19 protein-coding genes and 1 tRNA gene are annotated in these 13,481 nt (G+C 64.9%); 7 read left to right on the plus strand and 13 right to left on the minus strand.

What is annotated here, in order from left to right; genetic code table 11:
* The first annotated feature begins 6 nt into the window (after positions 1–6).
* From H4W01_RS08870 to H4W01_RS08880, 3 genes are all read left to right on the plus strand, one after another.
* Positions 7–414, plus strand: a complete 408-nt coding sequence (locus tag H4W01_RS08870; protein ID WP_010402800.1) for a PTS sugar transporter subunit IIA — start codon at positions 7–9, stop codon at positions 412–414.
* Positions 414–686 carry an HPr family phosphocarrier protein gene (locus H4W01_RS08875; protein ID WP_010402802.1) on the plus strand — a complete coding sequence of 91 codons (273 nt, stop codon included), beginning with the start codon at positions 414–416 and terminating at the stop codon, positions 684–686. The genes H4W01_RS08870 and H4W01_RS08875 overlap by 1 nt, the downstream gene beginning before the upstream one ends.
* Before the next feature lie 108 nt (positions 687–794).
* A complete protein-coding gene (locus H4W01_RS08880; protein ID WP_209610730.1) occupies positions 795–1,598 on the plus strand; it encodes a TrmH family RNA methyltransferase in 804 nt (267 codons plus the stop codon).
* Positions 1,599–1,609: 11 nt separating this feature from the next.
* On the opposite strand, the gene H4W01_RS08885 is transcribed toward H4W01_RS08880, so the two are convergent.
* From H4W01_RS08885 to H4W01_RS08905, 5 genes are all read right to left on the minus strand, one after another.
* A tRNA-Arg gene (locus H4W01_RS08885) sits at positions 1,610–1,686 on the minus strand.
* Between the two features lie 35 nt (positions 1,687–1,721).
* On the minus strand, positions 1,722–2,186 hold the full coding sequence (locus H4W01_RS08890) for a DUF1178 family protein (protein ID WP_209610731.1): 465 nt from the start codon (positions 2,184–2,186) through the stop codon (positions 1,722–1,724).
* Positions 2,183–3,004 (minus strand): carbon-nitrogen hydrolase family protein, encoded by an 822-nt coding sequence (locus tag H4W01_RS08895; RefSeq protein WP_209610732.1) that lies wholly within the window; start codon positions 3,002–3,004, stop codon positions 2,183–2,185. The genes H4W01_RS08890 and H4W01_RS08895 overlap by 4 nt, the downstream gene beginning before the upstream one ends.
* A complete protein-coding gene (gene grxC, locus H4W01_RS08900) occupies positions 3,001–3,258 on the minus strand; it encodes a glutaredoxin 3 (RefSeq protein WP_209610733.1) in 258 nt (85 codons plus the stop codon). The genes H4W01_RS08895 and grxC overlap by 4 nt, the downstream gene beginning before the upstream one ends.
* A gap of 46 nt (positions 3,259–3,304) precedes the next feature.
* A complete protein-coding gene (locus tag H4W01_RS08905) occupies positions 3,305–4,030 on the minus strand; it encodes a double zinc ribbon domain-containing protein (RefSeq protein ID WP_209610734.1) in 726 nt (241 codons plus the stop codon).
* A 42-nt stretch (positions 4,031–4,072) separates the two neighbouring features.
* Between H4W01_RS08905 and H4W01_RS08910 the strand changes: the two genes are divergently transcribed.
* Positions 4,073–4,924, plus strand: coding sequence for a class I SAM-dependent methyltransferase (locus H4W01_RS08910; RefSeq protein WP_209610735.1), 852 nt, complete (start codon positions 4,073–4,075; stop codon positions 4,922–4,924).
* On the opposite strand, the gene H4W01_RS08915 is transcribed toward H4W01_RS08910, so the two are convergent.
* Positions 4,921–5,370 (minus strand): YaiI/YqxD family protein, encoded by a 450-nt coding sequence (locus tag H4W01_RS08915; protein ID WP_209610736.1) that lies wholly within the window; start codon positions 5,368–5,370, stop codon positions 4,921–4,923. The genes H4W01_RS08910 and H4W01_RS08915 overlap by 4 nt on opposite strands.
* Positions 5,371–5,460: 90 nt before the next feature.
* Here H4W01_RS08915 and H4W01_RS08920 point away from each other — a divergent pair, with 90 nt between their 5' ends.
* On the plus strand, positions 5,461–5,985 hold the full coding sequence (locus tag H4W01_RS08920; RefSeq protein ID WP_010402812.1) for a gamma carbonic anhydrase family protein: 525 nt from the start codon (positions 5,461–5,463) through the stop codon (positions 5,983–5,985).
* On the opposite strand, the gene H4W01_RS08925 is transcribed toward H4W01_RS08920, so the two are convergent.
* On the minus strand, positions 5,982–8,588 hold the full coding sequence (locus H4W01_RS08925; protein ID WP_209610737.1) for a M1 family metallopeptidase: 2,607 nt from the start codon (positions 8,586–8,588) through the stop codon (positions 5,982–5,984). The two genes, H4W01_RS08920 and H4W01_RS08925, sit on opposite strands and share 4 nt — an antisense overlap.
* 106 nt (positions 8,589–8,694) lie before the next feature.
* Here H4W01_RS08925 and H4W01_RS08930 point away from each other — a divergent pair, with 106 nt between their 5' ends.
* A complete protein-coding gene (locus H4W01_RS08930; RefSeq protein WP_209610738.1) occupies positions 8,695–9,654 on the plus strand; it encodes an NAD(P)H-dependent flavin oxidoreductase in 960 nt (319 codons plus the stop codon).
* Between the two features lie 34 nt (positions 9,655–9,688).
* Here H4W01_RS08930 and H4W01_RS08935 read toward each other — a convergent pair whose 3' ends face one another.
* Together H4W01_RS08935 and H4W01_RS08940 are read right to left on the minus strand one after the other, a co-directional pair.
* Positions 9,689–10,126, minus strand: coding sequence for a DUF1465 family protein (locus tag H4W01_RS08935; RefSeq protein WP_209610739.1), 438 nt, complete (start codon positions 10,124–10,126; stop codon positions 9,689–9,691).
* A gap of 118 nt (positions 10,127–10,244) precedes the next feature.
* Positions 10,245–10,442, minus strand: coding sequence for a YdcH family protein (locus H4W01_RS08940; RefSeq protein WP_010402816.1), 198 nt, complete (start codon positions 10,440–10,442; stop codon positions 10,245–10,247).
* Positions 10,443–10,617: 175 nt separating this feature from the next.
* Here H4W01_RS08940 and H4W01_RS08945 point away from each other — a divergent pair, with 175 nt between their 5' ends.
* Entirely contained in the window at positions 10,618–10,773 is a 156-nt protein-coding gene (locus H4W01_RS08945) for a YdcH family protein (protein ID WP_010402817.1), read from the plus strand.
* 56 nt (positions 10,774–10,829) lie between these two features.
* On the opposite strand, the gene H4W01_RS08950 is transcribed toward H4W01_RS08945, so the two are convergent.
* From H4W01_RS08950 to H4W01_RS08965, 4 genes are all read right to left on the minus strand, one after another.
* Complete coding sequence (locus H4W01_RS08950; RefSeq protein ID WP_010402818.1) at positions 10,830–11,210, minus strand: PilZ domain-containing protein; 381 nt, start codon at positions 11,208–11,210, stop codon at positions 10,830–10,832.
* Between the two features lie 81 nt (positions 11,211–11,291).
* A complete protein-coding gene (dksA, locus tag H4W01_RS08955; protein ID WP_010402820.1) occupies positions 11,292–11,756 on the minus strand; it encodes an RNA polymerase-binding protein DksA in 465 nt (154 codons plus the stop codon).
* A 740-nt stretch (positions 11,757–12,496) separates the two neighbouring features.
* The gene (locus H4W01_RS08960) at positions 12,497–13,162 is read right to left on the minus strand and encodes a hypothetical protein (RefSeq protein ID WP_209610740.1); all 666 of its coding nucleotides are present in this window, start codon (positions 13,160–13,162) and stop codon (positions 12,497–12,499) included.
* Between the two features lie 39 nt (positions 13,163–13,201).
* Positions 13,202–13,474, minus strand: coding sequence for a hypothetical protein (locus H4W01_RS08965; protein ID WP_209610741.1), 273 nt, complete (start codon positions 13,472–13,474; stop codon positions 13,202–13,204).
* Positions 13,475–13,481 lie beyond the last annotated feature (7 nt).

Raw genomic sequence — 13,481 nt, forward strand, 5'->3', positions numbered from 1 at the left:
GGAGCGATGATCGGGCTTGTTCTCGTGACTCATGGCCGATTGGCCGATGAATTTGTGACCGCGATGGAACACGTCGTGGGCAAGCAGGAGCGTGTTGCCACCGTCGCCATTGGCCCGGACGACGATATGGAGGCGCGCCGCGACGATATTGCGGCCGCGATCGCTCGAGTCGATGCCGGACGCGGCGTGATCCTGCTGACCGATCTGTTCGGCGGCACGCCCTCCAACCTCGCTATTTCGCTGCTCGAACGCGGGCGGATCGAGGTGATTGCGGGCATCAACCTGCCAATGCTGATCCGGCTCGAATCGGCGCGCAAGTCGATGAAGGTGGTCGACGCGGTTGCCGCCGCGCGCGAGGCTGGTCGTAAATATATTTCGGTCGCATCCGAGGTGTTGGGCGAGGCGGCGGCCTGATGGCCGTCAGCCGCAGCGTCCTGATCACCAACAAGCGCGGGCTCCATGCCCGAGCGAGCGCCAAGTTCGTGACGCTGGCGGCGACGCAACCGTGCGAAGTGCTGGTCGAAAAGGACGGCGCGGGGTCGGTCACAGGCACGTCGATCATGGGCCTGATGATGCTGGGCGCGGCGATGGGCGACACGATCGTCATCTCCGCCGATGGCGAGGATGCCGAGACTGCGGTGAGTGCGCTGTGCGATTTGGTTGAGGCCAAGTTCGGCGAGGATTGACCGCGCCGCTCCGCACCTGCTTGCGGGCAACGCTGACGGAGGGCATGTGGCGGGCATGGATATCAATCCCCCCTGCCTAGCTCCCTTCCGCGCATCGGAGCGCCTGTAATGCCGCGCGAGATTACCGCTTATTCCAATCCGCTGATCAAGCGGGTGCGCTTGCTTCGCGAAAAGCGGCATCGTCGGGAGGAAGGCCTCTTCCTGGCGGAAGGCCTGCGCATTCTGACCGAAGCGCGGGAAGCCGGACGCATTCCGCAATATTTGTTCTTCGCCCGCGACAGTGCGGCGCATCCGCTGGTGCAGGCGCTGGTCGCCGACGTCGAGGCGGCGGGCGGCGAAGCGATCGAAACGGTGCCCGACATTCTCTCCAAATTGTCGGGCAAGGACAATCCGCAAGCGGTGGTCGGCGTCTTCCCCGAATTTGCGCGCGATCTGGCGAGCCTCGATCGGTCGAGCGCGGCGATCTGGCTGGTGGCGGAGCGACTGCGCGATCCCGGCAATCTCGGCACGATCCTGCGCACCGGCGATGCGGTTGGTGCAGGCGGCCTGATCCTGATCGGCGAATGCGTCGATCCCTTTTCGGTCGAAGCCGTGCGCGCGAGCATGGGGGCTTTGTTCACCGTCCCCGTCGTGCAGTGCGAATGGGCGGCGTTCACGCAGTGGTTGCGCAGTGGCCCCGGGCAATTGGTGGGGTTGAGCCTCGATACCGACAGCGACTATCGCGCCGCCAGCTACACCGCCCCCACCTTCCTGCTGACCGGCAACGAAGCGCAAGGCATGCCCGATGCCTATGCGGCCGAGTGCGATCTGCTGGTCAAAATCCCGATGTTGGGCAAGGCCGACAGCTTGAATGCCGCCGTCGCCACGGCAGTGATGGCCTATGAGGTGCTGGCGCAAAGCCGGGGTGCGTGACCGGCATAGGCTGGTGCCCCCGAGTGGATTCGAACCACCGGCCTGCGGTTTAGGAAACCGTCGCTCTATCCGACTGAGCTACGGGGGCGCCGGGCGCGGTGGTACTGTGCGGCGCGGATGAAATCAATTGACCGTATCGGGCGGAACGACCGGCAAGGGCAAAGCCGCGATCGGGACGCCTTCCTCGACCAGCGCCTTCGCCTCGGCCAAGGTCGTTTCCCCGTGGATCGGCGTCGCGGCGGTTTCCCCGACATGCATGGCGCGTGCGCGATCGGCAAAGGCGCGCCCCACCCATTCCGACTTATCCAGCGCTTGGGCCTGGGCTTGGGCGAGCGCGTGGAGCGCGGCCTTCATCGTCTCCGGCGTCAGGGCTGGAGGAGCCGCCGCCTCGACGTTTGGCGCGGGAACGCTGCGGCTGTTGCCCTTTGCGCCCACATTGGGGGCCATAACGGCTTTGACGATCTCGTCATCACCGCAGATCGGGCACGCAAGCAATCCTCGCGCTTGCTGATCCTCGAACGCGGCGCTTGAGCCGAACCAGGCTTCGAACACATGCGCCTGACGACAGCGCAGATCGAACACGATCACGCCGATTCGACCTCCGGGATCGCGCGGCGATGCGCCAGCACCGGAATACGCGCGCGAACATCGGCGACACGCGCCGGATCGATCTCGGCAAAGCCCACACCAGCCGCCTCGCCCATATCGAGGATAATCTCGCCCCACGGGTCGATCACCAGCGAATGGCCATAGGTCGCCCGCCCATCGGCATGCACCCCGGTTTGTGCGGCGGCGATGACATAGGCGCCGGCCTCAATCGCGCGGGCGCGCAGCAGGATATGCCAGTGCGCCGCGCCGGTCGGACGGGTAAAGGCGGCCGGCACCGCGAGCAGCGTTGCGCCCGCATTGCTGAGCGCACGGTACAGATCGGCAAAGCGCAGATCGTAGCAAATCGACAGCCCCAGCGCGCCGATCGGAGTCTGCACCACCACTGCGCCTTCGCCCGGTGCATAGCTCGCGGATTCGCGCCAGCTTTCACCGGTCGGCAAATCGACGTCGAACAGATGCAATTTGTCGTAGCGCGCGCGGATTTCACCATGATCGTCGATCACGAACGCGCGATTGGCGAGCCGCCCGCCTTCCCCGAGCACCGCGAGCGACCCGATATGGACCCAGATCCCGTGTTCGGCCGCCGCGGCGCGCACTGCCGCCAATACGACATCCTCGGCTTCGCTGCGCAAAACCTGCGCGGCGCGCGCGCGGTCCCGATCGAGCAAGCCCGACATTTCGGGGGTGAACAGCATTGTCGCGCCGCCCCGTGCCGCCTCCGCCACCGCCGCAACGAGCGTTTCGGCATTGGCGGCGGGATCGATCCCGCTGGTGATCTGGGCGAGCGCGATCTTCATGCCGCGAGCAAGGCGTCCAACTCCCCGGCGCGCTCCAATGCGGCCAGATCATCCGACCCGCCGACATGGCGACCATCGATAAAGATCTGCGGAACGGTGGTGCTGCCGTTGGCGCGTTCGAGCATCTCGGCGCGCTTGGGGCCGCCCATGGTGATGTCATATTCCTCAGGCGTGACGCCCTTGGAGGCGAGCAACTTCATCGCGCGCGAGCAATAGGGGCAGAAGGCTTTGGTGTAGATTTCGATCTTAGGCATCGGGGAGAAATGTGGGGTGCGTGGGTGGTTGTCAATGTCGGGCGCATCAATCCTTCGAATCGATGACCCGCGCCCAGCACAGGATCGTCACCTTCGCCGCGCCCGCACGCAGCAAGGCGGCGGTGCAACCGTCGGTGGTCGCACCGCTGGTGTAGATGTCGTCGATCAACACCACCGCCTTGCCGGGCAACTGCGCCTTGGGGTCGATCACGCGGAACACCCCGGCGACGGCCCGCGCGCGCGCCTTTGCCCCCATCGCGCGCAGTGGTGGCGTGGCCTTGACGCGGCGCAACAGCAGCGGATCGTGCGCGATGCCGCTAACGCGCGTAAGCGCATTGGCGATCAGCGCAGCTTGGTTGAAGCCGCGCGACCACAGACGCCAGCGGTGGAGCGGCACCGGCAGCAGCATATCGGCATCCTCCGGCAGCAGCCGCGCCATTTGCCGCCCGACGGTCTCGGCAAAGGCGGTGCGCCCGCCATATTTCAGGCGGAGCGCCACCGTGCGCGCGACATCGCCATAGGCCACCGCCGCCCGCACCCCGGCGTGGCGTGGCGGATCGGCGATGCAGGCCGCGCACTGCGCCTCTGCCCCGCGATCATAAGCGAATGGGGTGTGACAGGTTGCGCACCACGGCGGTGCGAGAAAGCGCAGCGCGCCCCAACAGGTGGCGCAGAAGCGATGATCCTCCCCCGTCACCGCTCCGCACCCGGGGCAGCGCGGCGGCAGCGCGAAATCGGCGATCAAGCGCAAGGGGGCAAGCCAGGGCGACACGCCCCCTTGTCGCCCGCCCCCTAGAGCGGCACAAGCCGGGCGATGAGCGTCCCCGACATCTTCGACCGCGCCGCGCGCCGCCTCCACCGCGACCGCGCCGCACCGACCTTCGCCGAGTTCGATTTCCTGCGCGCGGCGATGCTCGACGGCATTGCGGAACGGCTCGCCAGCGTGACGCATCGTTTCACCGACATGCTCGACCTGGGCTGCTTCGACGGGGCCCTGCCCGCCCCAGCGGGCGCGAACTTCACGCGGTGCGACTCGGGCGCGCGGTTTGCCGCGCACGCCGGTGGCGTGCAGGCCGATGAAGACCGCCTCCCCTTCCCCGCCGAATCGTTCGATCTGGTGGTTTCGGCGGGCGTGCTCGACAGCGTCAATGATCTACCCGGCGCACTGACGCTCGCGCGGCGCGCACTTCGGCCCGATGGCCTGTTCCTCGCCGCCTTCTGCGGTGCCGGGACGTTATCGACCTTGCGCAGCGTCCTGCGCGAGGCTGAGCGCGATCGCCCGGCGGCGCGCATCCATCCGCAAGTCGATGTGCGATCGGCGGGCGATTTGCTGATGCGGGCGGGTTTCACGCTGCCCGTTGCCGATATCGAGCCGCTGACCGTCCGCTATCGCGGGATTGGCGGATTGCTGCGCGATCTGCGTGGCATGGGGGCCACCAATATCCTGCGCGACCGCACGCCGCTGCGCCGCGATACGCTCGCGCGCGCGGCCGACCTGTTTGCCGAGCGGGCCGATCCCGACGGCAAGACGCCCGAGCGATTCGACATTATCTATCTGACCGGCTGGTCCCCGGCCCCGACGCAACCGAAACCGGCTCGCCGTGGCAGCGCGACCGCCTCGCTCGAAGGCGCGCTGCGGCGCTTTCCGCCGAGCAGCGACGCCTAACGCGAGAGCCGCACCAGCATTTCATCGAGCGCCGACAGGAAGCGCGAGCGGTCGGCCTTGGCGAAGGGCGCCGGCCCGCCCACGACATCGCCGCCCGCGCGCAAATCGGCCATGATCGCGCGCACCGCGATCGCATTGCCGATCGAGGCCGTGGTGAACGGCTTGCCATTGGGGGCCAGCACGCTCGCGCCTGCTTTCAGGCACCGGTCGGCGAGCAGGATGTCGTTGGTAATCACCACGCTCGCGCGATCGGCACGCTCGGCGATCCAGTCATCGGCTTCGTCGAAGCGGTCGCCGACGACGATGCGCGATAGCAGCGGATGGGCGGGAATGCGGATCGGGCTGTTGCTGACGATGGTCACCGCAACGGAACGCCGCAGCGCGACCTTGTAGATTTCGTCCTTCACCGGACAGGCATCGGAATCGACATAGATGTGCAGGCTCATGGTGCGCGCCTAGGCCAAAAGCCGCGCCGGATCGACAGGAACCCGTCGCACTGGCATCGAGGTAGAAACCGCGCGCAGGAGACCGAACAGATGCCGCTCTATGAAATTGACGGGTTTCGCCCCACGCTTGGCTACAATGCCTGGGTCGCGCCCAGCGCCGATTTGATCGGCGACGTCCAGCTCGGCCCCGATGTCAGCATCTGGTTCGGCGCGGTGATTCGCGGCGACAACACCCCGATTGTGGTCGGCGCGCGCAGCAACATCCAGGAAGGCGCGATGTGCCATTCCGATCCCGGCGCGCCGCTAACGATCGGCGAGGATTGCACGATCGGCCATCACGCCATCCTGCATGGCTGCACCGTCGGTGACGGCGTGTTGATCGGAATGGGCGCGGTCGTGCTCAACCGGGCGGAGATTGGCGCGGGCTCGATTGTCGGCGCAGGCGCACTGGTCACCGAAGGCAAGGTGTTCCCGCCCGGCAGCCTGATCGTCGGCAGCCCCGCCCGTGCGGTGCGCGCACTCGACGAAGACGCACAGGCGATGCTGCGCGTCTCCGCCGAACATTATGTTGCCAACGGCCGCAAATATGCCGCCGGATTGAAGCGGGTCGATTAAGACCCGCTTTTGGCGGTTCCCCCCGTCGCCCAAGCGGCGATGTCGCCGCGAATGCGCGCATTGACCAGGCGGCGCGCCGCCATCGCCGCCACCTTGGCCTTCGCCGCCCCTCGCGCGGCGACCGGTAGATTCGCGGTCGCGAACGCCGTGATCTTGGCGGGCATCGCGGGATCATCCGACCCCGCCCCCAGACCCGCCACAAAGCCCGCACGGTTGCTGGTTTCTACCAGCGTGTTAACCAGCGCGAGGTTGCTGACGGCGAAGTCGAACGCCATGTCCGGATGGTTGCTGGCGACCGTTTGCAACAGGCTGGCCTTTTGCGGTGTGGTCAGATCGCCGGTCGACAGCAGGCCGAGCGCGCGCCGTGCCAGCGCGTCGTCATCGCTATAGCCCAGCAAGCGCACATAGCCGTTTTTCACCACCGGGTTCTTTTCGGCGAGCGTCAGCTTCAGCAGCGCGTCCCATTCGGCCGGGGTCGCATTATTGGCGTAGGTGCCAAGGATCGGCTGCCGGATCGCCGCCGGGATGGCGTTGGTGTCTGTCGCCAGCGCTGCGACATAGCGCCGCGCCGTCTCCGCCACGACCGGGTCACCATTGTCGCCCTGCACCGCAATCAGCGTTTCGCGCAGCGTGGAGATCAGCGGCGATTCATCCTGCTTGGCCTGGAAGCCGACGCGTTCCAGCGCCGGTGCCAGCGTCGCGACGATGCGCGCGCGCATCGCGGTCTTGGCAGCCCCCTTGGGCAAGCGGCCGCCCAGGTCGGACAGCTGCCCGGCCAACGTCTCCCACAAGAGGGGATTGGCGTCCGCTCCGATCGCGCCGACATCGGCGAAATAGCGGTCGAGCCGCTGATTGCCACCCTTGGCCAGCGCGAAATCATTGCCCAGCGTGCCGAGTTGATCGGTCAGCGCAAGGCTGGCGAAATTGCGGACGATCGCAGCATGGGCAGGCGCATCATAGGCCACCCGCGCATAGCCGCCCTTGTCGCGGTTGAGCACGACGGTGCCACACCCCTGCACGGTGACCGTGGTCGGCTTTGCCCCGCGCACGATCGCGCGCGTCACCGGTTGGCCGACCACGCCCAGCGTCAGCGGAACGCGCCAGGTCAGCATTTGCTTGGCGCTGCCGTCATAAGCGAAGCGCCCCTGCGTCATGGTAACCTTGGTTTCGGTGCCAACACAGCGCGCGCTGGTCATGGTGACAAGCGGCACGCCCGGCTGCAGCGTGAAATCGTGCGCGATATCCGCCACCGGCGTGCCGGCGGCGGCCGACAATTCGCTCCACAATTGATCGGTCGCGGTGTTCGAATATTTGTATTTCGCCATGTAGCGGCGGATACCGTCGCGGAACGTGTCCGCACCCAGTGTCGATTCCATCATGCCGATGACGGCCTGGCCCTTGGCATAGGTGATGCCGTCAAAGCCCTCGCCAATCTGGTCGACGGTTTCGACATGGCGGATGATCGGGTGCGTACCCGATGTCGAATCGACCTGCAGCGCGCTTTCGCGGTCCTGCGCCACTGCGGTTGCCGCCGCATTCCAATCGGGGTTGAGATCGATGCTCGACTTGTTCTCCATCCACGAGGCGAAACCCTCGTTGAGCCACAAATCATCCCACCATTTCATGGTGACCAGATCGCCGAACCACTGGTGCGCCATTTCATGCGCGACGACGGTGAAGATACGCTGCTTGCCGCTCTGCGTCGCGCGCTTCTGGTCGTAGAGCAACTCGGGCTCGAAATAGAAAATCGCGCCCCAATTTTCCATCGCGCCGAAAAATTGGCTGGAGCCAGGGCCGGCGATCATGTCGAGCTTGGGCAAGGGATAAGGCTGCCCGAAATAGTCGTTATAATAGGTCAGCAAGCGCTTGGCCTGGGCGAGCGCATAGTCCCCCTGATCGACCACCCCGCGCCGGGTGATGATGCCGATTTCGGTCTTGCCCGCCATTACCGTCTTGCGTTCGACGTCGCCCATGCCGAGGAACAGCAGATAGCTCGACATTTTCGGCGTTTCCGCGAAGCGATAGAGCTTGGTTCCATCCTGCTGCGGAGTAACACTCATCGCTGGCATATTGGAAAAGGCCGTCTGCGCGCCGGGGGCGACGGTTGAGAGCGTGAAGGTCGCCTTATACTGCGGCTCATCCCACATCGGCGCGAAGCGACGGGCATCGGGAGCTTCGAACTGCGTGGCCAGCATCCGCGCCGCCGATCCATCCGGATTGGTATAGTCGATCGCGAAAAACCCGGACGCTGAGTTGTTGATCGTGCCCGTCCAGGCGAAATGCAGCTTGTGCTGGCCGATCGCAGCCAGTGTTGGCAGCGTGAGCGTCACTTGCTGTTTGACCGGATCGAGCGTGAACGGGATCGCCGCTCCGTCTAGGGTCGCGGTCGTAATTTTGAGGTCCGCCGCATTGAGCACGATCGCCTTGGTCGCGCGCGCCACGTCGACCGTAACGGTCTCCTCGCCCGAGAAACTCATCGTCTTGGCGTCCGGGCGGATGGTGATGTCATACGAAACCGGGGCAACGCCCTCCGGCAATTGACCGACCGCAAAGGCGGGCGAGGCGACTCCAATCAACAAGGCGGCGGCAAGGGACAGCTTCACTTGGTTGCTCCGGAAACAAACGCAGAATTTCGATCCATAACTCTTTCGCGCGGCGTAGCAAATCAACGCCGCTGGACAGGCGTTTCGGTTGCGCTATGAAACGGACATGAGCATTCCCCCCTTGTTCGCATCGCTGCGGCTCCCCGTGATCGGTTCGCCGCTGTTCATCATTTCCGGGCCGGAGCTGGTCATCGCGCAGTGCAAGGCGGGGATCGTCGGGTCCTTTCCGGCGCTCAACGCCCGCCCGCAGGGGGTGCTGGACGAGTGGCTGCATCGCATCACCGAAGAGCTCGCCGCACATAATCGCGCGCATCCCGAACGCCCCGCCGCGCCCTTCGCGGTCAACCAGATCGTCCACCGCTCCAATGAGCGGCTGGAGGCCGATCTGGCGACCTGCGCCAAGTGGCAGGTGCCGATCATCATCACCTCGCTTGGCGCGCGCGAGGATCTGAACACCGCCGTGCACGGTTGGGGCGGGATCACGCTGCACGACGTGATCGACGATCGCTTCGCGCGCAAAGCGGTTGAAAAGGGTGCCGACGGCCTGATTGCGGTGGCAGCGGGTGCAGGCGGCCATGCCGGTCGCTTGTCGCCCTTCGCGATCATCCAGGAAATCCGCCAGTGGTTCGATGGCCCGCTGGCGCTGTCGGGCTCGATCGCGACGGGCGATGCCGTCCTGGCCGCGCAAGCGATGGGGGCGGACTTCGCCTATATCGGCTCGCCGTTCATCGCGAGCGTCGAGGCCAATGCCGAAGCCGCCTACAAACAGGGCATCGTCGAGGGCAAGGCCGCCGACATCGTCTATTCAAATCTGTTTACCGGCGTGCATGGGAATTACCTGCGCGCGTCGATCGTCGCCGCCGGAATGGACCCCGATCACCTTCCCGAGGGCGACCTGAAGACCATGGATTTCGGCACCGGTAACGGTGCGAAGCCCAAGGCGTGGAAGGAAATTTGGGGATCCGGCCAGGGCATTGGGGTGATCGACCGGGTCGAGCCCGTCGCCGATATGGTGGACCGGCTGGAGCGCCAATATCGTGCCGCGCGCGAACGTTTGAAGCTCTAAGCCCGGCCTGACAGGCGCTCGCGCGACGGCAGCGTCAGAAGGCGAGCGCCAGGCGATCCTGCATCGTGCGCACCGGGCTTTCGAAGGATTCGATCTCATCCGCCTGAATTTGGTCGAGCCGCGCGACCCGGCGGTGGAGGTCGATGCTCGCCCAGATCAAAGTTTGTGCGACCGCAGGCATGGAGTGGATCACTGCGCCCTCAGTGGTCGGAGCGGTGCCTAACCGGCGCGATTCATCGAGCGCCTCGCGCAACGCCATCTCCCCGGCATCGACCGCGCGTTGCGTGAGCAACCAGGCGATGACGTGCATCAGCCGAGTCGTGACCTTCAGCGATTCGCAACTGAACGATACGCGCGCAAGCGGATCCAGCGCTTCGCGATCCGCGCGTCCGCCTTCGTCGAAATAGCTGCGTGCTTCATCGGCCAAAACCATGGCATCGATGTACAGCGTATCGATAACGCGGCGCTGCATGCGCGAATCATAGGCTGGGGATCCCATGCAACCACCTTACATAAACAAAACCTTAACGGTAGCGCCGCATGCAGCGCGCACCGTATGCCAGCTGTCCCACATTGGGAACGCTAGGGAATCACGCGATAATATCGGGAACGAGCTGGTCTTCGAGCAAGGCGATCTCATCGCGCAACCGCAACTTGCGCTTCTTGAAGCGCGCCAATTGCAATTGATCAAGCGAGCCAGCGCCGATCAAGGCCCCGATCGCCGAATCGAGATCGCGATGTTCGACTCGTAATACCTCCAGCCGCTTTGCGATCAGGCTCTCGTCCATCGTGCCCCCTTCGATGCCTCGCCTTAGCAAATCACGGGCGCGCAGCACGGATAAAATCGACCGGTCGCATGAAACGGTGCGCGCGTCGTACATCGTCATAAAGGGGTAGAGACAAGCGCTGCGTAGCGTGTTCTATTGGCTTTCCCCAACAGCCCATGAAGGAGGTACGCATCCCATGCAGACCGCGCATCAATCGGCTCTTTCAGCCAAGCATGCAGTCCTCGATCGCCAGATCGCCGCCGAGACGCAGCGGCCCTTGCCGGACGCTGCGACTTTGGCTGCGCTAAAGAAACAAAAGCTTCGAATCAAGCAGGAACTCGCGCAAATCTGACGCGAGACGGGCCCGAGCGTAGACCGCGCTCGGGCTACCCTGATAATCTCGCAATGCTAGCGGTGTTGTCGGGGGAAGATCGGCTTTACGAAAACCGGGGTTTGTCCGCCCTGGCCGACCGGCTTTCGGGCGAGCATCGGGTCGATATGGCGGTCGAACGCGACCCCGATCCGCCCCGCTGCCGACCAGGCGACCTGCCCCGGCACCCAGCCGACGCCCCTCACGTCGAACTCGACTCGCAGCCCTTGCGCGAGGCCGTCCGAAAACTCCGCCATCAGCCCGCCGGCCGAGAGATTGCGCACCCGCACCGGTTGGGTAGCCGACTGCCCGGCCACGCGAAAATCCGCCATCAGGAACAGGCTGTCACGCGTGTCCTGACGGTTGTGCGCCCCGTCCTCGATCGAGGGGTTGAGCGGATCTTGCGAGAAGTGGTCCATTGCGTGGGAAATGCCGATCTTGGTTCCCGTCGAGATTACCCGCGCAATGGTATCCAATACCTTAAAGCACCGACCGTTCGATCAATCCTCGCGCGAAATCTTTTCATGCCGTTCATGACGTTCCTGGGCTTCGACCGTCATCGTCGCGATCGGCCGCGCCTCCAGGCGTGCGAGCGAGATCGGCTCGCCGGTCACTTCGCAATAGCCGTACTCGCCTTCGTCGATCCGGCGCATCGCTGCCTCGATCTTGGAGATAAGCTTGCGCTGCCGGTCGCGGGTGCGCAGTTCGATCGACCAATCGGTTTCGCTGGACGCTCGGTCGGTAAGATCCGCCTCGCGCAAGGTATCGACCTGAAGCTGTGAAAGCGTGCCCGCCGCCTCCCGCAGGATCGAGTCCTTCCAGCCCTGCAATTTTGCGCGAAAATACGCTTGCTGACGGGGGTTCATGAACTCCTCGTCCGCGCTTGGCCTGTAGCCGTCGTCGCTACCGACCTGCGGTACCGCGAATTTTTCGGAATCGTCCAATCTATTCAAGACAGTCGCCATCCCACTCTCTCCCCTCACGATCACCCGATGCTTTGCGCACCTCTGGACCGAGCCAAGGTCAACCCACCTGATGCGGGCCTATAGCCATGCCATTGAAGCACCACAAGCAATCCTGATGCCGCGCGACACGGGAAAATGGGATCGGACAAAATTGATCCTGCCAGAGGCTCATTCCTGCGCCGTTCGGGCGTGCGGAGACCAGAGACGCAGACTCGGCAAAACGTCTTCATGGTCGCGTGCAAAACAAATGTTAACGTGGAAGGCGATCCATAATGAAACGTTAACCATGCTGCGCACTGCTTAGTCACGCTTTGTTGCCAAATGATCACGAAAAAGTTGGTTAACGCAATTGCACTTAACGCTTTGTTCGGCACTTTGCGGAATATCAAATGCAAGTCTGAGCGAAATGTATCGTCCAGGCGATACGTGCGCCGTTAGTGAGAGAATAGCATCATGTCCGTCCGGATGGCTTTGGCGAAACTGTGTGCATGTGCCTGTGGGGGGGCTATTGTCGGCGGTGGAGCCGTGCATGTAGCCGACGGCGCGCGGGCACGCAGCGCCTATACGCACAAGGTCACCAAACGAATCGTGCGCCGCACGACAACGGTCGCCGCCAGCAAAATGCGGGTCGGACACGCTGGCGCGCGCGTTCGCAAGGTGGTGACCCAGACCACCACCACGACGCAGCCGCAAGTGGTGTATCTGACCGCGCAGGGTGCCCCCGTTCCTGTGGACCCGCCTTATTCGGGCTCTGGCGGTGGCGGCGGCGGTGGGCTGACCGTGATCGGCGGCAGCGGTGGTTTCGGCGGCGGCGGCTTTTTCGCAGGCGGCTTCTTCGGGGGCGGGAGCAGCAGCGGCGGCGGTAGCATCGTCATCTCGTCGACTTCGACCGGCGGCTCGACATCGAGCGGCGGATCTTCGACCAGTTCCTCCACCAGCGGCGGCTCGACCTCGACCGGTGGATCATCCACCGGCGGATCGTCGACGTCGAGCGGGAGCGTTTCGAGCACGTCGTCCAGCGGTTCGGTCAGCAGCACCTCCTCGTCCGGCGGCTCCGGCGGATCATCCTCGTCCACGAGCACGGGCGGCGCAACGGTGTCGAGCACGTCGTCAACCGGCGGATCGTCGTCGAGCGGGAATGTTTCCTCGGCATCGGGCGGTTCCAGCGGCAACGTCTCGTCGGCCTCGGGTGGCTCGAGTGGGAATGTGTCGTCCGCATCGGGCGGTTCGAGCGGGAACGTTTCCTCGTCTTCGGCATCGAGTGGCAACGTCTCCTCGTCCTCCAGCGGGAACGTTTCCTCGTCCTCCAGCGGTAACGTGTCGTCGGCCTCGAGCGGGAACGTCTCTTCGGCCTCGAGCGGCTCTTCGTCCTCCAGTGGCAACGTGTCCTCGGCCAGCTCGTCCAACGGTTCGAGCAGCAGCAGTTCCTCGGCAAGCTCAAGCAGCTACGGCTCGAGCAGCCATGGCTGGAGCTCCAATGGCGGATGGGGATCCTCGGGCAGCGGCAGCAACGGAAGCAGCGGAAGCAGCGCATCAAGCAGTGCCAGCAGCGGCAGCACGGGTTCCAGCGGCGGCCCACCGGCCCCCGTCCCGGCACCGCCCATGGTCCTGCTGTTCGGGGCAGCCGCAGCCGCGCTGGTGGCGCGCAAGCGCTTCGCCAAACCGAGCGCAAACCTGGCCTGATCGGACGAAACGCGGCCGCCGGGCGGCTTCACCACGCGAACG

The sequence above is a fragment of the Sphingomonas sp. PL20 genome (assembly GCF_017875905.1).
GTDB lineage: Bacteria > Pseudomonadota > Alphaproteobacteria > Sphingomonadales > Sphingomonadaceae > Sphingomonas > Sphingomonas echinoides.